Source organism: Pseudomonas sp. RIT-PI-r, assembly GCF_001297015.1.
GTDB lineage: Bacteria > Pseudomonadota > Gammaproteobacteria > Pseudomonadales > Pseudomonadaceae > Aquipseudomonas.
On sequence record NZ_LIGE01000047.1, the window covers coordinates 241,204 to 261,286 of the forward strand.

23 protein-coding genes are annotated in these 20,083 nt (G+C 59.8%); 5 read left to right on the top strand and 18 right to left on the bottom strand.

Translation table 11 applies throughout. The annotated features are described in order from the left end of the window. Positions 1-22 precede the first annotated feature (22 nt). On the top strand, positions 23-658 hold the full coding sequence (locus AK821_RS28460; RefSeq protein WP_064393210.1) for a TetR/AcrR family transcriptional regulator: 636 nt from the start codon (positions 23-25) through the stop codon (positions 656-658). Positions 659-790: 132 nt separating this feature from the next. On the opposite strand, the gene AK821_RS28465 is transcribed toward AK821_RS28460, so the two are convergent. Next, the gene (locus tag AK821_RS28465) at positions 791-1,573 is read right to left on the bottom strand and encodes a class I SAM-dependent methyltransferase (RefSeq protein ID WP_064393326.1); all 783 of its coding nucleotides are present in this window, start codon (positions 1,571-1,573) and stop codon (positions 791-793) included. 92 nt (positions 1,574-1,665) lie between these two features. Between AK821_RS28465 and AK821_RS28470 the strand changes: the two genes are divergently transcribed. Next, entirely contained in the window at positions 1,666-2,286 is a 621-nt protein-coding gene (locus AK821_RS28470) for a hypothetical protein (protein WP_064393211.1), read from the top strand. Positions 2,287-2,289: 3 nt separating this feature from the next. Here AK821_RS28470 and AK821_RS28475 read toward each other — a convergent pair whose 3' ends face one another. The 8 genes from AK821_RS28475 to ppc form a co-directional block, all read right to left on the bottom strand. Next, positions 2,290-2,982 (bottom strand): extensin-like domain-containing protein, encoded by a 693-nt coding sequence (locus AK821_RS28475; RefSeq protein WP_064393212.1) that lies wholly within the window; start codon positions 2,980-2,982, stop codon positions 2,290-2,292. A 2-nt stretch (positions 2,983-2,984) separates the two neighbouring features. Continuing rightward, entirely contained in the window at positions 2,985-3,806 is an 822-nt protein-coding gene (locus AK821_RS28480; RefSeq protein ID WP_064393213.1) for an isocitrate lyase/PEP mutase family protein, read from the bottom strand. Positions 3,807-3,838: 32 nt separating this feature from the next. Next, positions 3,839-4,699, bottom strand: a complete 861-nt coding sequence (locus tag AK821_RS28485) for a DUF72 domain-containing protein (RefSeq protein ID WP_064393214.1) — start codon at positions 4,697-4,699, stop codon at positions 3,839-3,841. Beyond that, entirely contained in the window at positions 4,699-5,007 is a 309-nt protein-coding gene (locus tag AK821_RS28490) for a hypothetical protein (protein ID WP_064393215.1), read from the bottom strand. The genes AK821_RS28485 and AK821_RS28490 overlap by 1 nt, the downstream gene beginning before the upstream one ends. A gap of 216 nt (positions 5,008-5,223) precedes the next feature. Continuing rightward, positions 5,224-5,898 (bottom strand): tRNA (adenosine(37)-N6)-threonylcarbamoyltransferase complex dimerization subunit type 1 TsaB, encoded by a 675-nt coding sequence (gene tsaB, locus AK821_RS28495; RefSeq protein ID WP_064393216.1) that lies wholly within the window; start codon positions 5,896-5,898, stop codon positions 5,224-5,226. 93 nt (positions 5,899-5,991) lie between these two features. Continuing rightward, a complete protein-coding gene (gene adk, locus AK821_RS28500; protein ID WP_008078383.1) occupies positions 5,992-6,642 on the bottom strand; it encodes an adenylate kinase in 651 nt (216 codons plus the stop codon). Then, positions 6,642-6,932, bottom strand: coding sequence for a hypothetical protein (locus AK821_RS28505; protein WP_146117544.1), 291 nt, complete (start codon positions 6,930-6,932; stop codon positions 6,642-6,644). Before AK821_RS28505 ends, adk begins: the two co-directional genes overlap by 1 nt. A 10-nt stretch (positions 6,933-6,942) precedes the next feature. Then, entirely contained in the window at positions 6,943-9,573 is a 2,631-nt protein-coding gene (gene ppc, locus AK821_RS28510) for a phosphoenolpyruvate carboxylase (RefSeq protein ID WP_064393218.1), read from the bottom strand. Between the two features lie 213 nt (positions 9,574-9,786). Here ppc and AK821_RS28515 point away from each other — a divergent pair, with 213 nt between their 5' ends. After that, positions 9,787-10,131, top strand: a complete 345-nt coding sequence (locus AK821_RS28515; protein WP_064393219.1) for a hypothetical protein — start codon at positions 9,787-9,789, stop codon at positions 10,129-10,131. 50 nt (positions 10,132-10,181) lie between these two features. On the opposite strand, the gene AK821_RS30845 is transcribed toward AK821_RS28515, so the two are convergent. Continuing rightward, positions 10,182-10,526, bottom strand: a complete 345-nt coding sequence (locus AK821_RS30845) for a hypothetical protein (RefSeq protein WP_162531855.1) — start codon at positions 10,524-10,526, stop codon at positions 10,182-10,184. Here AK821_RS30845 and AK821_RS28520 point away from each other — a divergent pair. Further along, entirely contained in the window at positions 10,510-10,914 is a 405-nt protein-coding gene (locus AK821_RS28520) for a DUF4398 domain-containing protein (protein ID WP_034154861.1), read from the top strand. The two genes, AK821_RS30845 and AK821_RS28520, sit on opposite strands and share 17 nt — an antisense overlap. A 54-nt stretch (positions 10,915-10,968) precedes the next feature. Then, on the top strand, positions 10,969-11,757 hold the full coding sequence (locus AK821_RS28525) for an OmpA family protein (RefSeq protein ID WP_064393220.1): 789 nt from the start codon (positions 10,969-10,971) through the stop codon (positions 11,755-11,757). Between the two features lie 138 nt (positions 11,758-11,895). Here AK821_RS28525 and AK821_RS28530 read toward each other — a convergent pair whose 3' ends face one another. The 8 genes from AK821_RS28530 to AK821_RS28570 all read right to left on the bottom strand — a co-directional run bounded on the left by AK821_RS28530 (position 11,896) and on the right by AK821_RS28570 (position 20,043). Further along, complete coding sequence (locus AK821_RS28530) at positions 11,896-12,225, bottom strand: hypothetical protein (RefSeq protein WP_064393221.1); 330 nt, start codon at positions 12,223-12,225, stop codon at positions 11,896-11,898. Beyond that, entirely contained in the window at positions 12,222-13,127 is a 906-nt protein-coding gene (locus AK821_RS28535; protein WP_064393222.1) for an alpha/beta hydrolase, read from the bottom strand. The genes AK821_RS28530 and AK821_RS28535 overlap by 4 nt, the downstream gene beginning before the upstream one ends. 147 nt (positions 13,128-13,274) lie before the next feature. Further along, on the bottom strand, positions 13,275-14,525 hold the full coding sequence (locus AK821_RS28540; RefSeq protein WP_177330993.1) for a flavohemoglobin expression-modulating QEGLA motif protein: 1,251 nt from the start codon (positions 14,523-14,525) through the stop codon (positions 13,275-13,277). A gap of 60 nt (positions 14,526-14,585) precedes the next feature. Next, entirely contained in the window at positions 14,586-15,140 is a 555-nt protein-coding gene (locus AK821_RS28545) for a hypothetical protein (RefSeq protein WP_064393224.1), read from the bottom strand. A gap of 159 nt (positions 15,141-15,299) precedes the next feature. Beyond that, the gene (locus tag AK821_RS28550) at positions 15,300-16,013 is read right to left on the bottom strand and encodes a TetR/AcrR family transcriptional regulator (RefSeq protein WP_064393225.1); all 714 of its coding nucleotides are present in this window, start codon (positions 16,011-16,013) and stop codon (positions 15,300-15,302) included. Positions 16,014-16,118: 105 nt separating this feature from the next. Beyond that, entirely contained in the window at positions 16,119-17,621 is a 1,503-nt protein-coding gene (gene lysS / locus AK821_RS28555) for a lysine--tRNA ligase (RefSeq protein WP_064120555.1), read from the bottom strand. Between the two features lie 115 nt (positions 17,622-17,736). Beyond that, positions 17,737-18,832 (bottom strand): peptide chain release factor 2 gene (gene prfB / locus AK821_RS30735; RefSeq protein WP_105707287.1). Its coding sequence is split into 2 segments (ribosomal slippage): positions 17,737-18,759 and positions 18,761-18,832, totalling 1,095 coding nucleotides; the frame shifts between segments, so codons are not numbered across the junction. 209 nt (positions 18,833-19,041) lie between these two features. Continuing rightward, the gene (locus tag AK821_RS28570; protein ID WP_064393226.1) at positions 19,042-20,043 is read right to left on the bottom strand and encodes a response regulator; all 1,002 of its coding nucleotides are present in this window, start codon (positions 20,041-20,043) and stop codon (positions 19,042-19,044) included. Positions 20,044-20,083: the final 40 nt, after the last annotated feature.

Sequence of the window (20,083 nt, forward strand, 5' to 3'; positions counted from 1 at the left end):
AGTCCAGTATTAAAAGCGAAGAATGTCGAACAATCTTTCAGCTCCAAACGGTCCGGGCCGCCCCAAGGATCTGGCCAAGCGCCAGGCGATCCTCGAGGCGGCGAAAATTCTGTTTCTGAGTCATGGCTATGCCAACACCAGCATGGACGCGGTCGCCAGCGAAGCCGGCGTGTCGAAGCTGACGGTCTACAGCCATTTCAACGACAAGGAGACGCTGTTCTCCGCCGCCGTGGTGGCCAAATGCGAGGAGCAGTTACCGCCGCTGTTCTTCGAATTGCCCGAAGGCATTGCCGTGGAAAATGTGTTGCTGAACATTGCCCGAGGCTTTCATCAACTGATCAACAGCGATGAGTCGGTGAATCTGCACCGTTTGATCATGGCGTTGGGGGTTCAGGATCCGAAACTGTCGCTGATCTTCTTCGAGGCGGGGCCGCAGCGCATGGTGCAGGGCATGGAGCGGTTGCTGACGCAGATCCATGACAGCGGCGTGCTGAGCATCGACCTGCCGCGCAATGCAGCCGAGCATTTCTTTTGCCTGATCAAGGGCGCGGGGAATTTTCGGCTGTTGTATGGGTGTGGGGAGCCGTTGACTGAAGAGGCAGCGGAAAGCCATGTGCAGGAAGTTGTAGCGTTGTTTATGCGCGCCTATCGGCCTTGATTTCTGCGGTGTCGGCACTGACGCCATCGCTGGCAAGCCAGCTCCCACAAGGATTTGGGTGTGATCACAAATCGTGTACACACCACCAAACCCTGTGGGAGCTGGCTTGCCAGCGATGAGCGCGACTCGGTATCAAACCTTGAGCGCTTTCTTCGGGTAGATATCGTATCGACTGGATTTGCCATCCAGCGCATGACTCGGCTTCGGCCCCGCAATACACGGTGCCTTGCGCGGTCGCTTGACCACCACCCGGTGCGTCGCCAGCGCCAACGCGGCTTCGAGCAGCGCCGGCGCATCCGGATCATCACCCACTAACGGCCGGAACAGGCGCATTTCCTTCTTCACCAGCGCAGTCTTCTCCCGGTGCGGAAACATCGGGTCGAGGTAGATCACCTGCGGCGGTTCACCCTCCCAGTTCTGCATGACCTCAATGGAATTGCCCTTGAGCAATTTCATCCGCGCCACGATCGGCGCGACATCGAAATCTTCCGCGCCGCGCGCCAGACCATCTTCCAGCAAGGCGCCAATCAGCGGCTGGCGCTCGATCAGGCTCATCTCGCAACCCAGGCTCGCCAGCACAAACGCACCCTTGCCCGGCCCCGCCGTGGCATCCAGCACGCGTGGGCGCACGCCTTGGGCAATGCCGACAGCCTTGGCGATCATCTGCCCGCTGCCGCCACCGTACAAACGCCGATGCGCCGCGCCGCCTTCAACGAAGTCAACGCGCACCGGCCCAGGTGCATCCGGGCCGAGCTGTTGCAGCTGCAAACCCTGCTCGCCGACCTGCAAGGCAAACTCGCCGTCCGCGACTTGCAGCGGCAAGCCGAGACGCTCGGCCCACTGTTCGGCTTGCGCTTCAAACGTCGGGCCGAGGGCCTGAACATGGATGCGGCAGGCCGCGGGTTGCTCAATCATGGAAAACACGCTCAAAAATTCAAGGAGCGGCAAAAACCGCCGATAACTCATTCAACGCGCATTTTGCCAGAGCTGAGCGTCAACCGAAAAAAATGTCAGGCATTCTTCCCACATCGATTGGCTACATCTCGCCCCATGGCGACTTTAGCCGTCAAAACACTCAAGCACTGAGCGGCGTCAGTCACCTGTGGCAGGATTTCTTCGCCCAGGCGCGGGCTGAACAGTCGAGTGAAGTGGCGCCAGCCTGCGGCCCATTTCCCCCGGTTGACCTGAACAGCCCGGAAGAACCGACCGTCGGCAGCGAGCGGCACGCGCATATCGTCAGCCAGCGCGAATGCGATGTGGTCGAGACCGAAGTACGCCCGCCAGAGCCGCTGTCCCTGCCGATCGCCGAATTCGAAATGGAACTGCTGGACAAGCCGTTCCCGGCGTTTGCGCCTGAAGAACTCAAAGCTCAGCAAGAGCAACAGGATTTCGACAGCAGCTGGGTTCGTCCTGTCGTGATCAACAATGGTCACCCGCCCCCAGAGCCCGGCCCTGCGCCGCAGAAGAACCCCCTGTCCCTGCCGATGGCCGTTTTCGATCTGGATCTGCTGAAAAAGCTTTCCCCGCCGTTCCCTGCGGAAGAAATCGTCGAGCAACAGAAAGCTCTGGACTTCGATAACGGCTGGGCTCGTCCGATCGTTCTGCAGAACCTGCGCCTCGCCGCTTAACCTTCAGCGACACACGCTCCAGCGTCCGACATCGACATGAAAGTGATTGCGATGGGCGGCGTTGTAATCCGGACTCAAGACCACACTGAACGCATCGCAGGCGCCGTCACGCACCTTGCGCAAAAACTGCGCGTCCTGATTTTGCTTCGGCCAGTCCTTGAGTACGCTGATGCTGCGCCCGTCGGCCAGACGAAACCCGGCAATATCCAGCGCATCGGCGCTGGCGTGGCGGCTTAGCGCCCCGCTTTCGCGGTTGTAGACGTTGCGACAAGCGAAGCTGCCAAGATGATCGACACGCGCGACCTTCTGCCCGTAAACAGATTGTGCGGCGGGTTGCAGGGTGTGGTGTTCGAACATCGCGTAGGCCACCGCCAACGGACAACTGGCGAGGAAACTGCTGCTCAGCGCCACCTCACCGCCCTGCACGCGCAAGGCGCCGATCAGCGGGCACTTGGCACCCGGGCTGGCGGATTGTTGCGTAACGCGAAGGTCAGAGCTGCTCAATGCCTGGGCGCAGAGTTCAGGGTCACTGCGCAAGCGCATCAGCTTGTAGCCGGTCAGCCAGTTGGGCGCGGCTTTGACGTCCAGTGGCGCCCAAGGATTCCATTGCGACGGGACCTCGAGCCAACCGCGCCAGACACTGACCGCAGCGCCGCCAATCATCAGCAGCACCAGCCAGAAAATCCATCGCCCCATGCTCAGCCTTTGAAAAACTGATTGGCCTTGGCGTACGGCATCGACTGCGAGGTAAAGCCGAACGTGCCGGAGTGCTGGATTTCTTCAGCGGCGCGGAAGAATTCACCGAACGCCGCCAGCGCCAGTGCCGATCCGGTGCTGATGCGGCGCACGCCCATTTCTGCCAGCTCCTGCACGGTCAGCTTCAAGCCGCCGGACATCAACACATTCACCGGTTTCGGCGCAACCGCACGCACCACCGCCAACACTTCTTCGGCGCTGCGCAAACCCGGCGCGTACAGCACATCGGCGCCAGCCTCGGCGAAAGCCTGCAAGCGGCGGATGGTGTCGTTGATATCGGGATTGCCGTGCAGATAGTTTTCCGCGCGTGCCGTCAGGATGAAGGGGAATGGCAACGTGCGCACGGCGGCGACGGCGGCTTCGATGCGCGCCACGGCATGTTCGAAGCAATAGATCGGCGCATCCGGGCGTCCCGTCGCGTCTTCGATCGAACCACCAACCGCGCCCGCTTCGGCGGCACGCAACAAGCTTTTCGCGGACTCGGTCGGGTCATCAGAAAAGCCGTTTTCCAGATCCACAGCCACCGGCAAATCGGTCGCAGCGACAATCGCGCGGACATTGTCCAGAGTCTCATCCAGACTCAACGCACCATCGGCCTTGCCCTGGGAAAACGCATAACCGGCGCTGGTCGTCGCCAAGGCCTGATAGCCGAGGCTGGCGAGCATCTTCGCCGAGCCCGCATCCCAGGGATTGGGGATGACGAAAATCTCCGGACGCTCATGCAGCGCTTTGAAGGCGTGGGCTCTAACGGTTTGCGCGTCCATCGGCAGGCTCCGGGGCAGGAAAAAAAACCGCCTCAGAGCAGGCCAAGTTGCTCGGCGGCGGGTTCTCTGTATAGCTCAGGCAGCGCAGGCAAGCCAGGCAAACGTTGCATCAATTTTGCGTGAAAACGTTGCGCCAGCTTGGCCGCCAACAGGTTGTCGGCGGTGTGCAGGAAGATGTAAGGCGTGCGCCCCTCCTCGATCCACTCGGCGATTTTCGCCACCCATGGCACGAGGAAAGTGTCGTTGGCTTCAAGCTCGGGATGGCCGATGAAGCGCACTTGCGGCCATTGCGTGAACGCCGCCGGACGCGTCGGCACTCGGGGCTTTTTCGATTGCGCGTGGATCACCGAAGACTCGGTCGACAGGCAGCTGAACAATGCCCGCGGGTCGAGGCAAATTCGCTCGACACCACGATCCAGCAACAGCCGATTGAGCAAGCGTTCGCTCTCCCCTTTGGCGAAGAGCTGTTCATGCCGTACTTCCACCGCCAGTGGGCAATCCAGCGCATCGATGAACGCAGCCAGTTCGGGCAGCCGATGCGGCGTGAAACTTTTCGACAACTGCAGCCACAGCGGCGAAACACGCTGACCGAGTGGCTTGAGTAATTGCAGAAAGGTTTCGGCGGCGGTCAGTTGATCGCGCAGGTCGCCACTGTGGCTGATGTCGCCGGGGAATTTGGCGGTGAAACGAAAGTGTTCGGGCATGACCTCAGCCCAACGCTGCACGGTAGCGGGCGACGGGCTGGCGTAGAAAGTCGTGTTGCCTTCGACAGCGTTGAATACTTGCGCATAAAGACCGAGGAAGTCAGAGGTCTTGGCGTCTACCGGGTACAGATACTCGCGCCAGGCGTTTTCGCTCCAGGACGGACAACCGAGGTAGTAAGGCAGATCCATCAGATGTACAGATCAAGGCCCAGCACGTCCGCATCCCAATCGACAAAACCGGCGGTACTCAGGTAGCTGGCGAGGGCCATGGCTACGCTCTTTTTCATCGCACGGTGGTAGATCATGTCTTGCTGACGGGCAGGCAGATTGGCGAGGCGTTGTGCGGAGGCTTTGGCAGCACGGGCGGCCATTTGCTCTTCAGTCGGGAATTCCAGCTCGCCATCGATATCGTCGACGGATTCATCCAGCGCCGCATTGCCTTTGCGAGGCTTGCGCTTGATGGGGTAAGACTGAGAGGAAAGGCCGTCTATACGCATAATTTCATGCTCGGTATCGATGATGGCAATTTAGCGGCACCTGACCGACTTAGCAAATCGCCGAGTGATAACTAGAACACATAAAGCGCAAAAGGTTTAAAACCGGAGGGTGGAAACTGACGATTGGTGTTTTGAAAATCAAAAGATCGCAGCCTGCGGCAGCTCCGACATGTGTACCTGTGTAGGAGCTGCCGCAGGCTGCGATCTTTTAAAGGCTCAGCGAGCTTTGGGGGTGGCGACTTTGTCGCGCAGGTAAACCGGTTGCGCATCATCCGCCGGGATCGATTCGCCGCGTTCCCAGGCGAAGCGCGCCAGGGTCAACAGGTCTTCGGCGTGCGGCAGCATGCCGGCGTCGGAGCCGGTCAGTTGGACGGCGATGCGCTCGGCATAACCCCAACCGGTGCCGGCACCGAACCACTCGCCACTGGCATCCGCTGGCAACGCCGCCGCTTCCGGCGGCAACACCGCTTCGGCACCCACAAGACGCATCTCCCCTGCGGTCTCGCGATAGCAGCCCCAATACACTTCATCCATCCGTGCATCGATGGCCGCCGCGACCTGGCTCACGCCATGCTCACGCAACGCCCGCTGCGCCAGCACCGCCAGGTTGGACACCGGCAACACCGGGCGCTCCAGCGCAAACGCCAGCCCCTGCACCACACCAATGGCAATCCGCACGCCGGTAAACGCGCCAGGCCCGCGACCGAAGGCAATCGCGTCGACCGCTTGCAACGTCGTGCCAGCGTCGGCCAGCAATTGCTGGATCATCGGCAGCAGCTTCTGCGCGTGCAGGCGCGGGATCACCTCGTAATGGCTCGTGACCTTGCCGTCATGCAGCAAGGCAACGGAGCAAGCTTCAGTCGCGGTGTCCAGGGCCAGCAAGGTGCTCATCGATGTTTCCAAAACAGGGGTGGGAAAAAGTGCGTCAGTATAAACAACTACGGCCCGCAAGCGGGCCGTGGATGATGCAGCCGATCAGACTTTTCAGCTCAGCGCGGCCAGCACCTTGGCGGTGATCGCATCAACCGAACCAACGCCCGGAATGTGGCTGTACTTCGGCTTGCCAGCGTTCTTGGCGGACAGGCTCTGGTAGAACTCCACCAGCGGCTTGGTCTGCGAGTGGTAGACCGACAGGCGATGACGCACGGTTTCTTCTGTGTCGTCCTTGCGCTGTACCAGCTCTTCGCCGGTGATGTCGTCTTTGCCGGCGATTTTCGGCGGGTTGTAGACGATGTGGTAAACGCGGCCGCTGGCTTCGTGAACACGACGGCCGGCGATGCGTTGAACGATTTCTTCGTCTTCAACAGCGATCTCAACCACTGCATCCAGCTCAACGCCGGCAGTGACCAGTGCTTCAGCCTGCGGAATGGTGCGCGGGAAGCCGTCGAACAGGAAGCCGTTGGCGCAGTCTGGCTGAGCGATACGGTCCTGAACCAGTGCGATGATCAGGTCATCCGACACCAGGCCGCCGGCATCCATGATGCTCTTGGCTTGCACGCCCAGCGGAGTACCGGCCTTGACCGCTGCACGCAGCATGTCGCCAGTGGAAATTTGTGGAATGCCGAATTTTTCGGTGATGAACTTTGCCTGAGTACCTTTACCGGCCCCGGGAGCTCCCAGCAGAATGACGCGCATTAGATGTGCTCCTCAATTTTTTTATAAAAAGCTTTTACAAAACAAAGGATTCGCCTCTTGGGACGAATCCTGAAAATACGGGTCGTGGCCGCAGAAACGGCCAAAGGCTGATCAAGATACACAGCAGGCTGCGCCCACACAAGACGCCAAAAGTCGGAGAAACCGACGGCCCCCGCGACCTTGCGACGCGGTAACCCAAGTCGCAACCCCATCATTAACTGTCGCCTGACGGCACTTTCGCCTGTCAGGCCAAGCGGCAACCGATGCATGTTGCCGGTGCCGCGCGCCACGCCAAAAACCTTAGCCGGTATTGCGCAAACCGGCGGCAATCCCCGCCACAGACACCAGCAACGCCTGTTCCACCGGGCTGCCCTGCTCGACATCCTGTTGCCGCGAACGGGCCAGCAACTCGGCCTGCAATAGATGTAGCGGGTCGAGGTAAGTGTTGCGCAGACGGATGAATTCGAGGGTGTCCGGGCTATGCGCCAGCAGCTGCGACTGACCGGTCAGGCCGAGCACTACCGCGCACGCCTGCGACAATAGGTCGCGTAACTGCGCGCCCAACGGCAGCAGATCCGGCTCGACCAGACGCTGATCGTAGGACAACGCAATGTCGGCGTCGGCCTTGGCCAGCACCATTTCGAGCATATCAATACGGGTGCGGAAGACCGGCCACTGCTCGCGCATCTGCCCGAGCAACTCGCCTTCGCCGCGCTCCAGCGCCTTGCTCAACGCAGATTCCCAACCGAGCCACGCTGGCAACATCAAGCGCGTTTGTGTCCAGCCGAAGATCCACGGGATCGCCCGCAGGCTTTCGATGCCACCGGCACGGCGTTTGGCCGGACGACTGCCGAGCGGTAAACGTCCCAGTTCCTGCTCCGGTGTGGACTGGCGGAAATACTCGACGAACTGCGGATTTTCCCGCACCACCTGACGGTAAGCACTGACACCGTCAGCCGCCAATTCGTCCATCAAATGGCGCCATTCAGGGGTCGGTGGCGGTGGTGGCAGCAGCGTTGCTTCAAGCACCGCCGCCAGATACAGATTGAGGTTTTGCTCGGCGATGTCCGGCAGGCCGAATTTGAATCGAATCATTTCCCCCTGCTCGGTGGTGCGGAAACGCCCCGCCACCGATCCCGGCGGCTGCGACAGAATCGCCGCATGCGCCGGGCCACCGCCCCGTCCGACGGTGCCGCCGCGACCGTGGAACAACAGCAATTCAACTTGCTGTTCGCGACAGATCTCCACCAGGCGTTCCTGCGCACGGTATTGCGCCCAGGCCGCCGCCGTGGTGCCGGCGTCCTTGGCCGAGTCGGAGTAGCCGATCATCACTTCCTGCGGGCCTTGCAGCCGTGCGCGGTAGCCCGGCAGCAGCAACAGCCGCTCCATCACCGGCCCGGCATTGTCGAGGTCGGCGAGGGTTTCGAACAGCGGCACCACACGCATCGGCCGCAACACGCCGGACTCTTTGAGCAGCAGTTGCACGGCGAGCACATCGGAAGCGGCGCCAGCCATGGAGATCACGTAGGAACCGAGCGATGCACCCGGTGCGGCGGCGATTTCCTTGCAGGTGTCGAGCACTTCTGCAGTGTCGGCTGATGGCTTGAAATGCGCTGGCAGCAAAGGCCGACGATTGCTCAGTTCGCGGGTCAGGAAAGTGATGCGCTGTTCTTCATCCCAATCTTCATAGCGACCGAGACCGAGGTAATCGGTGATTTCGGTCATCGCCGAGCTGTGTCGCGACGAATCCTGGCGTACATCGAGACGCACGAGGAACAAGCCGAAGGTCACCGCCCGACGCAGGCAATCGAGCAGCGGGCCGTCGGCGATCACGCCCATGCCGCATTCGTGCAGCGAGTTGAAGCACAGCTCCAGCGGATCGAGCAGATCGCGGTTGTTGTGCAGCACATCAGCCGGCGCAGGCGTTGGAGCGGTCAGCGCAGCATGTGCCCAGTTGCGCGTCGCACGCAGGCGTTCACGCAGTTGTTTGAGCACCGCGCGATACGGTTCGGCGCTGTCGCCAGCCTTGGCTTTCAACGCATCGCTGGCTTGCTGCATCGACAACTCGGCAGCCAAATGATCGACATCACGCAGGTACAAATCGGCGGCCATCCAGCGCGCCAGCAGCAACACTTCGCGGGTTACCGCAGCGGTGACGTTGGGGTTGCCGTCACGGTCGCCGCCCATCCACGACGCGAAGCGAATCGGCGCCGCCTCCAACGGCAAGCGCAGGCCGGTCGCTTCATGCAAAGCCTTGTCGGCCTTGCGCATATGGTTGGGGATCGCTTGCCACAGCGAATGTTCGATCACCGCGAAACCCCACTTGGCTTCATCGACCGGCGTCGGGCGCGTGCGGCGGATTTCTTCGGTGTGCCAGGCTTCGGCGATCAGCCGCTGCAGGGTGTTCTGGATCTGTTCGCGTTCGGCTGTGGTCAGGTCGCGATGATCTTGCGCGGCGAGTTGCCCGGCGATGGCGTCGTACTTCTGGATCAGCGTGCGCCGCGCTACTTCGGTGGGGTGCGCGGTCAGCACCAGCTCGATTTCCAGCCGTGACAGTTGACGTGCCAGCGACTCGGCGCTGTGACCTTCGTTGCGCAAACGCGCAAGCAATTCCGGCAACACGCGGGATTCGAACGGCGCCGGCTGCGACTCTTCGCGCCGATGGATCAACTGATACTGCTCGGCGATATTCGCCAGGTTGAGAAACTGGTTGAACGCCCGCGCCACGGGGAGCAATTCGTCCTCGCTCAATTGATTGAGGCTGGCGCTCAGTTCAGCGTCCATCGAGCCACGCCGGTCGGCCTTGGCGCCCTTGCGAATCTGCTCGATCTTGTCGAGAAACGCCTCGCCGTACTGATCTCGAATGGTGTTGCCCAACAGCTCTCCGAGCAGGTGAACGTCTTCGCGCAAGCGTGCATCAATATCGGTCATCAGCAATTCCCCAGCAGTAATCCGGACGGCTTAGAAACGAGTGCATGACCTAGAGAGTGCCGCTCTACGACGCTTCTTACAAGCATCCGACCAAGGGACTTTAAACCTTGTGGGTGAAAGCTAGTATCAACAGTAAGCCGTACAACGGCTTGCCGCCGGCGCTGCCGGACACTCACCCAGGCCTGCCAAGAGCAGGCGCGAAATGAGGTCATCATGAAAATTCGTGAACTCGCCCAGCATTGGGAAGAAAACGCCAAGGGTCGCCTGACCGACACTGGCTACACGATTCATCTGGACGTTGAAGCCGCTGCGCGTCTGGCAGCGATTGCCGAGATGTACCCCAAACGGCATGCCGAAGAGCTGCTCGGCGAATTGATCGGCGCAGCCCTTGAAGAGTTTGAAGCGAGCCTGCCGTATGTGAAGGGTTCGACGGTGGTGGCGACCGATGAGGAAGGTGATCCGTTGTATGAGGATGTCGGGCCTACGCCTCGTTTTCTGGCGTTGTCGCGCCGGCACTTGCATGACCTCTCGGCTGTTGAAGGCAAGCCAAAACACTGACACAACACACATCAAACTGTAGGAGTGAGCCTGCTCGCGATGGTGGTTTTTCATTCAACATTTTTGTTGTCTGATACGACGCCATCGCGAGCAGGCTCACTCCTACAGGGATTGTATTTCTGCCTTAAAATCGCCGTATTTTCGGTATTAGAAATCCCCGCGCGTACCGCTCCATCCCGCCAAAGTTCCCGCTTTAGAGCCCTGTCCATTCGGTCAAAAAATATTTTGGCGATAGGCCATCTTTTCTGAACTTTTGAAAAACGCCTCCGGTCGGAAGCTGTAACCACGCCTGGAACGAGCGTTTCAAATAACGCACTTGGATACGACATTTTCGGCTCCTCGACCAGGATGGATTCAGATGTTTTCAGGAGATGCCCAATGGAGTTGAAGACCATGAAAAACCAAACCTCGTTTACCCACCTGCGCGGTCTGAAACTGGCGGCTCTGGCCATCGGCACCAGCTTCGTACTGGCCGGTTGCGCCGGTAACCCACCGACCGAGCAATACGCCGTGACTCAATCGGCAGTGAACAGCGCGGTCAGCGCCGGCGGTACCGAATTCGCTGCCGTTGAGATGAAGCAGGCGCAGGACAAACTGAAACAAGCCGAAATCGCCATGCATGACAAGAAGTATGACGAAGCGCGCACTCTGTCCGAGCAAGCCGAGTGGGACGCTCGCGTAGCCGAACGCAAGGCTCAGGCCGCAAAAGCCGAACAGGCTGTGAAGGATTCCCAGAAAGGTGTTCAGGAACTGCGTCAGGAAAGTCAGCGCACCGTGCAGTAAGCGCGCATCCCGATGGCAACGCTGAAACTTTATCGATAGAAAGGACGAAAAATTATGCGTAAGCAACTGATGATTCCAGCTCTTCTGGCCGCAAGTGTCGCTCTGGCTGCCTGCTCGACTCCACCTAACCCGAATCTGGAACAGGCACGCACCAACTACGCCGGCCTGCAAGCCAACCCGCAAGCGAGCAAAGTCGCGGCGCTGGAAACCAAAGACGCCAGTGATTACCTCGACAAGGCCGACAAGGCTTATCTGGACAAGCAAGACGCAGCCAAGGTCGACCAACTGGCCTACCTGACCAACCAGCGCGTGGAAGTGGCCAAGCAGACCATCGCCCTGCGCACCGCTGAAAACAATCTGAAGAACGCTGCAGCCCAACGTGCCCAGGCGCGTCTGGATGCGCGTGATCAGCAGATCAAACAGCTGCAGGACAGCCTGAACGCCAAGCAGACCGATCGCGGTACGCTGGTGACCTTCGGCGACGTGCTGTTCGCCACCGACCGTGCCGACCTGAAATCCAGCGGTCTGGTCAACATCAACAAACTGGCGCAGTTCCTTCAGGAAAACCCGGATCGCAAAGTGATCGTCGAGGGTTACACCGACAGCACCGGTACTGCGAGCCACAACCAGACTCTGTCTGAACGTCGCGCCAATTCCGTACGTACCGCTCTGGTGAAAATGGGCGTTGATCCCGCGCGCATCGTCGCTCAGGGTTATGGCAAGGAATACCCGGTTGCCGAGAACGGCAGCGTCTCCGGCCGTGCGATGAACCGTCGTGTGGAAGTGACCATTTCCAACGACAACCAGCCGGTTGTGCCACGTTCGGCGGTCAGCTCGAACTAAGCGCCCTGCTGTAACGCAAAAGCCCCGCCTGACTGAGTCACGCGGGGCTTTTTTAGATCAAAAGATCGCAGCCTTCGGCAGCTCCTACATTGGAATGAGTTTCCTGTAGGAGCTGCCGAAGGCTGCGATCTTTTGCTTTTAAGGCTGGAGTTTTTGCGGGGTCTCTTCACCCATGCAGCGCACGGCTTTCTTCTGCGCGTTGATCAGTACACCGGTCAAGCCTTTCTGCTCGGTATCGAACAACACCAGCACGCCATCGATGCACTGCGCCACTTGCGGCGCCGGGTCGAGCGAGACTTTGTAGTCTTCGCCCGGCACGGTCTTGAGCATGGTGAAGTCGTTGAGCAGCAACGCATCCTCGGGTTTGGCGAAATGCAGGTAACCGTAGTACCACAACGCCCCGACGGTGCCGAGGATGCTGCAGATACCGGTGATGATCAGCGGGATGGCGTTACGTTCTTCACTCATTGCGGACTCTCATCTTCAGAATTCGGGGGTGTCGGGTAATTGGGGATTTCGCCGAGGCGGCGCAGGCCGTTGAAATGCTCGGGATCGTCCAGATAGCGCAGCATCACCTGGCGCCACACCGGATCACCGAAGGTCTGCACATGGCCGCCACGGGTCAGTTGCAGCACCCGCGGGGGCGGCGCAGCTTGATACAGGCGGATGCCGTTGGAAAGCGGCACCAGCGGATCGTCAATGCTGTGAAAGATCAGCTTCGGCACGCCGTTGAGCTGCGGCATCGAATGGATTGCGCTGTCACTGTCCGGCACCAGCCACGACAGTGGCACCTGGAACGGCCAGGTCAGCCACGAGGTGCTGAGCGCGTATTGGCCGACGCTGCGATAGCTGGCGGGTACACCATCGAGCACCAAGGCCTTGAGCTGTTTCTGCCGCTCTGGATGCTGCACCAGCCAATGCACGGCCATCGAACCGCCGAGGCTCTGACCGAGCAGAATCAGCGGCTTGCCTTTGACATCCGGCGCCTTGTCGAGCCAAGCGAACGCGGCGTCGATGTCCTGATAGATCGCCGGCAAACTCGGCTTGCCCTCGGACAGGCCATAACCGCGATAGTCCACCAACAGCACCTGATAGCCGTTTTTTGGCAACCACCAACTGCCGCCGAGATGCATCGGCAGATTGCCGCCGTTACCGTGCAGGTGCAGCACGGTGCCTTTGACCTCGACGCCGGGTTTGGCCGGCAGCCACCAGGCGTTGAGCTTGAGGCCATCCGCCGTGACCAGCGTAACGGTGCGGTATTCGAGCCTGGCTTTTTCCGGGGTGAACATCTGCCCCGGTTCGGGGTAGAACAACAAAGAGCTGCAACCGCTGAGGGTCAGAAGCAGGCAGATGATGCCGAGGATTCTCATCCGGTGAAACCTCGCAAAAATTCAGGTTCAGATCGTTCCCACGCTCTGCGTGGGAATGCATCCCGTGACGCTCTGCGTCACAGTGGACGCGGAGCGTCCATGGCGGCATTCCCACGCGGAGCGTGGGAACGATCGGTCTGTAGTGGGCTAGAGGATGTTGGAGTAATCCGCTTCGATCCGGTCCAGGCTCAAATGATTGAGGAAATTGGAGAAACACATCCACGCCGACAACGCATTCATGTCGCGGAACTGCTCCGGCAGATACTTAGGCGGCACCACCAACCCTTCATCCACCAATTGACGCAACGTACGCATGTCTTCCAGCGTGGTCTTGCCGCAGAACAACAGCGGGATCTGCTCAAGCTTGCCCTTACGCACGGCCAACTGAATGTAGTTGTAAACCATGATAAAGCCCTTGAGGTAGGACAAGTCTTTGGTGAATGGCAGACCGTTCGGTGTCGATCCACGGAAAACACGACTGGCGTTGCCGTAGCTTTCCGCCATTTCGAAGCCCTGCTCGCGGAAGAATTCGAATATCTGCAGGAAGTCGGCGCCCTCCTCGACCATATGAATGGCGCGGGTGCGGTTGGTCAGTTTGCGCAGACGGCTTGGGTAGGAAGCAAAGGTGATGATCTCCATCAGGATCGCCAGGCCTTCCTGGGTCACCGTCGAAGATGGCGGGCCTTTGGACAGGAAGGTGCAGATTGGCTGGTTCAGACCATTGAGCGTGGTGCCGACGTGCACCAGGCCTTCGTGAACTTCCAGCGCGCGCACGTCGCGATCGTTGAACATCGCGTCGGTGCGGATCTTGATGTAATCCGCGCCCGCCGCCGCGTCAGCGACGATGCCGTCGGACTCGAACACGCGAATGGTTTCTTCAGCTTCACCGAACACCTTGTTCAGACGGGTCTGCAGCAGATGCACCGCGTCTTTGGCGGTGAGGACTTTTGGCTCATCCTTCAGATCGCCACGGCCATCGATGTTGTTCAAATAGTCGGACATCATCAGGCCGAGGTCAGCCAGGGTCGGGTCGCCGGCGTGGAAGGCATCGGAGGCGGCGCCGTACAGCTCCTGCGAGATCAGGCCGAAATCCTCGGTGCCGCGCGCTTCGAGCATGCGCACCACCATGCGGTATTCCTTGCACATGCGCCGCATGATCTGCCCGACCGGGTTGAACTGGCCGAGCTGGCGGGTGATGTCACGCTCGATGTTCTGGAATTCCAGTTTGACCTTGCTTGAATCGAAACTCAGTGGCCGATTGAGGTAGTAGTCGCGATCCACCGCCGGCATTTCCTTGCCTTTGGCCTTGAGGAAGCCCTTGCGGATGTTCTCGTCCCACTTGACCGCGTCGAGCACACGGATCGGTGTCTGCGCCAGCACAATGCGGTCGGACAACATGCGTATCGTCTGCTGGTAATCGTCCACCCGAAACTCCTGTAGAAAACCTGACGTAATGAATTATTGGGCGCGGGTCTGGCGCTGGTAGCGCACGGCTTCAACGAAGACATCGGAATTGGCCGGATCGTCGAGGTAAGCAAAGACCTTGTCGAGACTGCTGTCGACTTGCACACCGTCGCCATCGTCGGTCTGGAAGGCCTGACCGTCGAGGTTTTTTTGTTTGATCGCCTGGTTGATCTGCTCAAGGTCGAGGTTATAGACCACCAGTTCGTGTTTATCGGTGAGTTCGAAACCGGCGATGGTGTAGTGGCCGCCGTACTGCGCCGGGACTTTCGCCGACAGGTACCAGCGGCTGCCGTGGCGCGAGACGGTGAACGGATAGGCTTCGCGTTCACGGGGCTTGGCCTTGAAGTACGTGACGGCCTGATAGCGATCGTTGCCCAGGCGCGTCAGCTCAAGGTTCATCGGCTCGCCCCAGGCATTGGTGCTCGACCATTTGCCGAGCAAGCCCTTGGGCGCCGGGTCAGTAGTGGCCAGCGGTTCCTTGAAGGTCACCAGACAGCCGCTGAGCAGCAGGAACGACAAGGCGATCAGCACGCCACGCCAGGCTTTCATTCAATACTCCCTGTGAACATTCGCCGCCCTCATGGTGATCGATCGTTCCCACGCTCTGCGTGGGAATGCATCCACTGACGCTCTGCGTCATGTCGGCAAGGGACGCGGAGCGTCCCGGGCGGCATTCCCACGCAGAGCGTGAGGAACGATCAGCGCAGTTCAGACCGATGCGAGCACCAGGTGCATGTAGCGCGTCAGAATGCCGAGCATGTCCTCTTCGGCCAAAGGCTCGGTGTCGTTGAGCAGGCCCTGATATTCCATCCGTCCGATAATCGCCGTCAACACCTTGGCATCCTGCTGCGGTTCACGCGAACCCAAGACCTGGAACAACTGGCAGGTGCCCTGCAGCAGAATCTGTTGATGGGAACGCACCAGAATTGCCAGGCGCGGGTTGAGCAGCGCTTCCTGACGGAAGGCCTGCTCGGCCATCAAATGCTCGCGACGGTTAACCAATTGTCGATGCACGTAGTCGGCCATCAACCGCGCAATGTCATCGGCCAGTTGCGAACGCGATTCGGGGCTGCCGTCACCACTGACGACCATGTCACGCAGCAGACCTTCATTGTTGACCCACAACTTGGCCATGTACGCCGCACTGCGTTCAACGTATTGGGCGAAGGTATCGGTGAGCAGGTCATCGATGTCCTTGAAGTAGTAGGTCGTCGCCGACAACGGCACACCAGCCTCGGCGGCCACTGCGCGATGGCGCACGGCACGCACGCCGTCGCGCACGACAATCCTCATCGCCGCGTCGAGAATGTCCTGTCGACGCTGCTCACTGCCCTGTCGGCTGGCCTTGCGACCCTGGTACTGAACACTTTCAGCGACCGCAGTGGCGATACCCGCTGCACCTTCTTGAGCTATTGCACCCATCACGACAGAACTTCCTCTGCTATTGCGAAATTAACCAATTGATACATTTGTACCAGACAGGCAATAAAAAGCCGCCTGTTTTAGGCGGCTTTTTAACTGAAACGTTTACGCTTGCGGTCGCATGTGCGGGAACAGGATCACATCGCGGATCGACGGCGAGTTGGTCAGCAACATCACCAGACGGTCGATGCCGATGCCTTCACCGGCCGTTGGCGGCATGCCGTACTCCAGCGCGCGAACGAAGTCGGCGTCGTAGTGCATGGCTTCGTCGTCGCCGGCGTCCTTGTCGGCCACCTGCGCCATGAAGCGCTCGGCCTGGTCTTCCGCGTCGTTCAACTCGGAGTAGGCGTTGGCGATTTCACGGCCACCGATGAACAGCTCGAAACGATCAGTGACGTTCGGGTTGTCGTCGTTACGACGGGCCAGCGGCGACACTTCGAACGGGTACTGAGTGATGAAGTGCGGCTGCTCCAGCTTGTGCTCGACCAGTTCTTCGAAAATCATCACCTGCAGCTTGCCCAGACCTTCGAAGCCCAGCACCTTGGCACCGGCCTTCTTGGCGATAGCGCGGGCCTTGTCGATGTCGTTCAGATCATCGGCAGTCAGCTCAGGGTTGTACTTGAGGATCGAGTCGAACACCGACAGACGCACGAACGGCTCGCCGAAGTGGAACACCTTGTCGCCGTACGGCACGTCGGTGCTGCCCAGGACCAACTGCGCCAGTTCACGGAACAGTTCTTCGGTCAGGTCCATGTTGTCTTCGTAGTCGGCGTACGCCTGGTAGAACTCCAACATGGTGAATTCTGGGTTGTGACGCGTCGAAACGCCTTCGTTACGGAAGTTGCGGTTGATCTCGAAGACCTTTTCAAAGCCACCGACCACCAGACGCTTGAGGTACAGCTCCGGGGCGATACGCAGGAACATTTCCATGTCCAGCGCGTTGTGGTGGGTTTCGAACGGCTTGGCTGCGGCGCCGCCCGGAATGGTCTGCAGCATCGGCGTTTCGACTTCGAGGAAGTCACGCTTCATCAGGAAGCTGCGGATGTGCGCGATCACTTGCGAACGCACGCGGAAAGTCTGGCGCACTTCGTCGTTGACGATCAGGTCAACGTAACGCTGGCGGTAGCGTTGCTCAGTGTCGGTCAGGCCGTGGTGCTTGTCCGGCAGCGGACGCAGCGACTTGGTCAGCAGGCGCACGCTGGTCATTTCAACGTACAGGTCGCCCTTGCCGGAACGCGCCAGGGTACCTTCGGCAGCAATGATGTCGCCCATGTCCCAGGTTTTCACCGCGGCCAGAGTGTCTTCCGACAGGGTTTTACGGTTGACGTAGACCTGGATGCGACCGGTCATGTCCTGGATCACCATGAACGAGCCACGGTTGAGCATGATGCGACCGGCAACCTTGACCGGGATTGCAGCCTCTGCCAGCTCTTCCTTGGTCTTGTCCGCGTATTTCTTCTGCAGATCTTCGCAGTAGTTTTCGCGGCGGAAGTCGTTCGGGAAGGCGTTGCCCTTGGCGCGCTCGGCAGCCAGCTTTTCCTTGCGCAGGGCGATCAGGGAGTTTTCTTCCTGTTGCAGGGCTTGCGGGTCGAGTTGTTGGTCGCTCATGTCTTTAGATATTCCATCAGGTTCGTTGCCCCCGGACCTTGCGGCCCGGGGATCGCCAGCAGGGCTGGCTCCTACAGGGATCGGCTTGGATCTGCCGATGCTGTATCGCGTCTTTTTACAGCCCGGATTTCAGGCTGGCATACAGGTATTCGTCGATGTCGCCGTCGAGTACCTTGTCGCAGTCGCTGCGTTCGATGTTGGTGCGCAGATCCTTGATCCGCGACGCATCGAGCACGTACGAGCGAATCTGGTGACCCCAGCCGATGTCCGACTTGGTGTCTTCCAGCGCTTGCGACGCGGCGTTGCGTTTCTGCATTTCCTGCTCGTACAACTTGGCCCGCAGCATTTTCATGGCGGTGTCCTTGTTGGCGTGCTGGGAACGTTCGTTCTGGCAGCTGACCACGGTGTTGGTCGGTACGTGGGTGATACGTACGGCCGAGTCGGTGGTGTTTACGTGCTGACCACCGGCACCGGAGGAACGATAGGTGTCGATCCGCAGGTCTGCCGGGTTGATTTCGATTTCGACCTTGTCGTCGATCTCTGGCGAGACGAACACCGCGGAGAACGAGGTGTGGCGACGGTTGCCGGAGTCGAACGGGCTCTTGCGCACCAGACGGTGCACGCCGATTTCGGTACGTAGCCAGCCAAAGGCGTATTCGCCCTTGATGTGCACGGTCGCACCTTTGATACCGGCGACTTCACCGGCGGACAGTTCCATGATGGTCGCGTCGAAACCGCGTTTATCCGCCCAGCGCAGGTACATGCGCAGGAGGATGTTGGCCCAGTCCTGGGCTTCGGTGCCGCCGGAACCGGCCTGGATGTCCAGGTAGGCGTTGTTCGGGTCCATTTCATGGCTGAACATGCGGCGGAATTCCAGCTTGGCCAGATTTTCCTCGAGACGGGCCAGCTCGGCTACGACATCGCCCACTGCGCCTTCGTCGTTTTCTTCGACGGCCATGTCCAGCAGGTCGCGGCAATCGGCCAGACCGGCGTTCAGTTCGTCGAGGGTATCGACGATCTGTGCCAGCGCGGCGCGCTCGCGACCCAGTTCCTGGGCGTATTCAGGTTTGTTCCAGACGCTCGGATCTTCAAGCTCGCGATTGACTTCAGTCAGACGCTCATGCTTTTGATCGTAGTCAAAGATACCCCCGAATAGTTTCGGAGCGCTCGGACAGGTCCTTGATGGTGTTCAGGATCGGGTTGATTTCCATGACGGGCAGCACTCGTTGGCGAACTTTTGAAAGCCGGCGAGTATAACGTAATCAGGCTGTGACGGCAGCCCGTCTGGCGGGTGTTGAGGCGATTCGCTTGACACATTTCACCTGTAGGAGCTGCCGAAGGCTGCGATCTTTTGACTTTGATTTTAGAAACAGATCAAAAGATCGCAGCCTGCGGCAGCTCCTACAGGGAATTGCGGCGGTTATTCGATGCCGACCTGGTTACGACCGTTGTTTTTGGCCAGGTACAGGCCACGATCTGCCGCCGAAATCAGCAGGCGGCAATCGTTGCCCGCCTGCGGCACCATGGTCGCCAGGCCAATGCTGATGGTCAGGCTCGCGCCATCCGCCGGGGTGTTGTGCGGAATCTTCAGCGAGGCCACGGTCTGCCGTAGCTTCTCGGCCACCAGCCGCGCGCCGCCTGGCGAGGTATTCGGCAACACCAGCGCAAACTCTTCGCCGCCATAACGGGCCGGCAAGTCCGACGGTCGCGCACTGGCGTCACGAATCGCCGTGGCGACCTTGCGCAGCGCTTCGTCGCCCTCGACGTGACCGAAGCTGTCGTTGTAGGACTTGAAGTAATCGACGTCGATCATCAGCAGCGACAACTGGCTCTGATCGCGCAGCGAACGGCGCCATTCCAGTTCCAGATACTCGTCAAAGTGACGGCGATTGGACAAACCGGTCAGGCCATCGGAGTTCATCAGCCGTTGCAGCACCAGATTGGTGTCGAGCAACTGCTGCTGACTGACGCGCAGTGCACGGTAGGCGGCATCGCGCTGCAGCAGGGTCATGTAGGAACGCGAGTGATAGCGGATGCGCGCCACCAGTTCGATGGTGTCCGGCAGTTTCACCAGATAATCGTTGGCCCCGGCCGAAAACGCCGCGCTCTTGATCAGCGGATCTTCCTTGGTCGACAACACGATGATCGGAATGTCTTTGGTCGCCGGGTGATTACGGTATTCGCGCACCAGGCTGAGGCCATCGAGACCGGGCATGACCAGATCCTGAAGAATCACCGTCGGCTTGATCCGCACCGCTTGCGCGATGGCCTGATGCGGGTCGGAGCAGAAGTGGAAGTCGATGTTCTCTTCGTTCGACAGCCCACGGCGCACGGCTTCGCCGATCATCGCCTGATCGTCCACCAACAACACCATGGCGGCGTTTTCGTCGGTTTTAATGTCGTCGATCTGTAAGTCATTCATGGGCGGTCACCTGAGTACTGCGCGGGCCAGGATTGCGGAT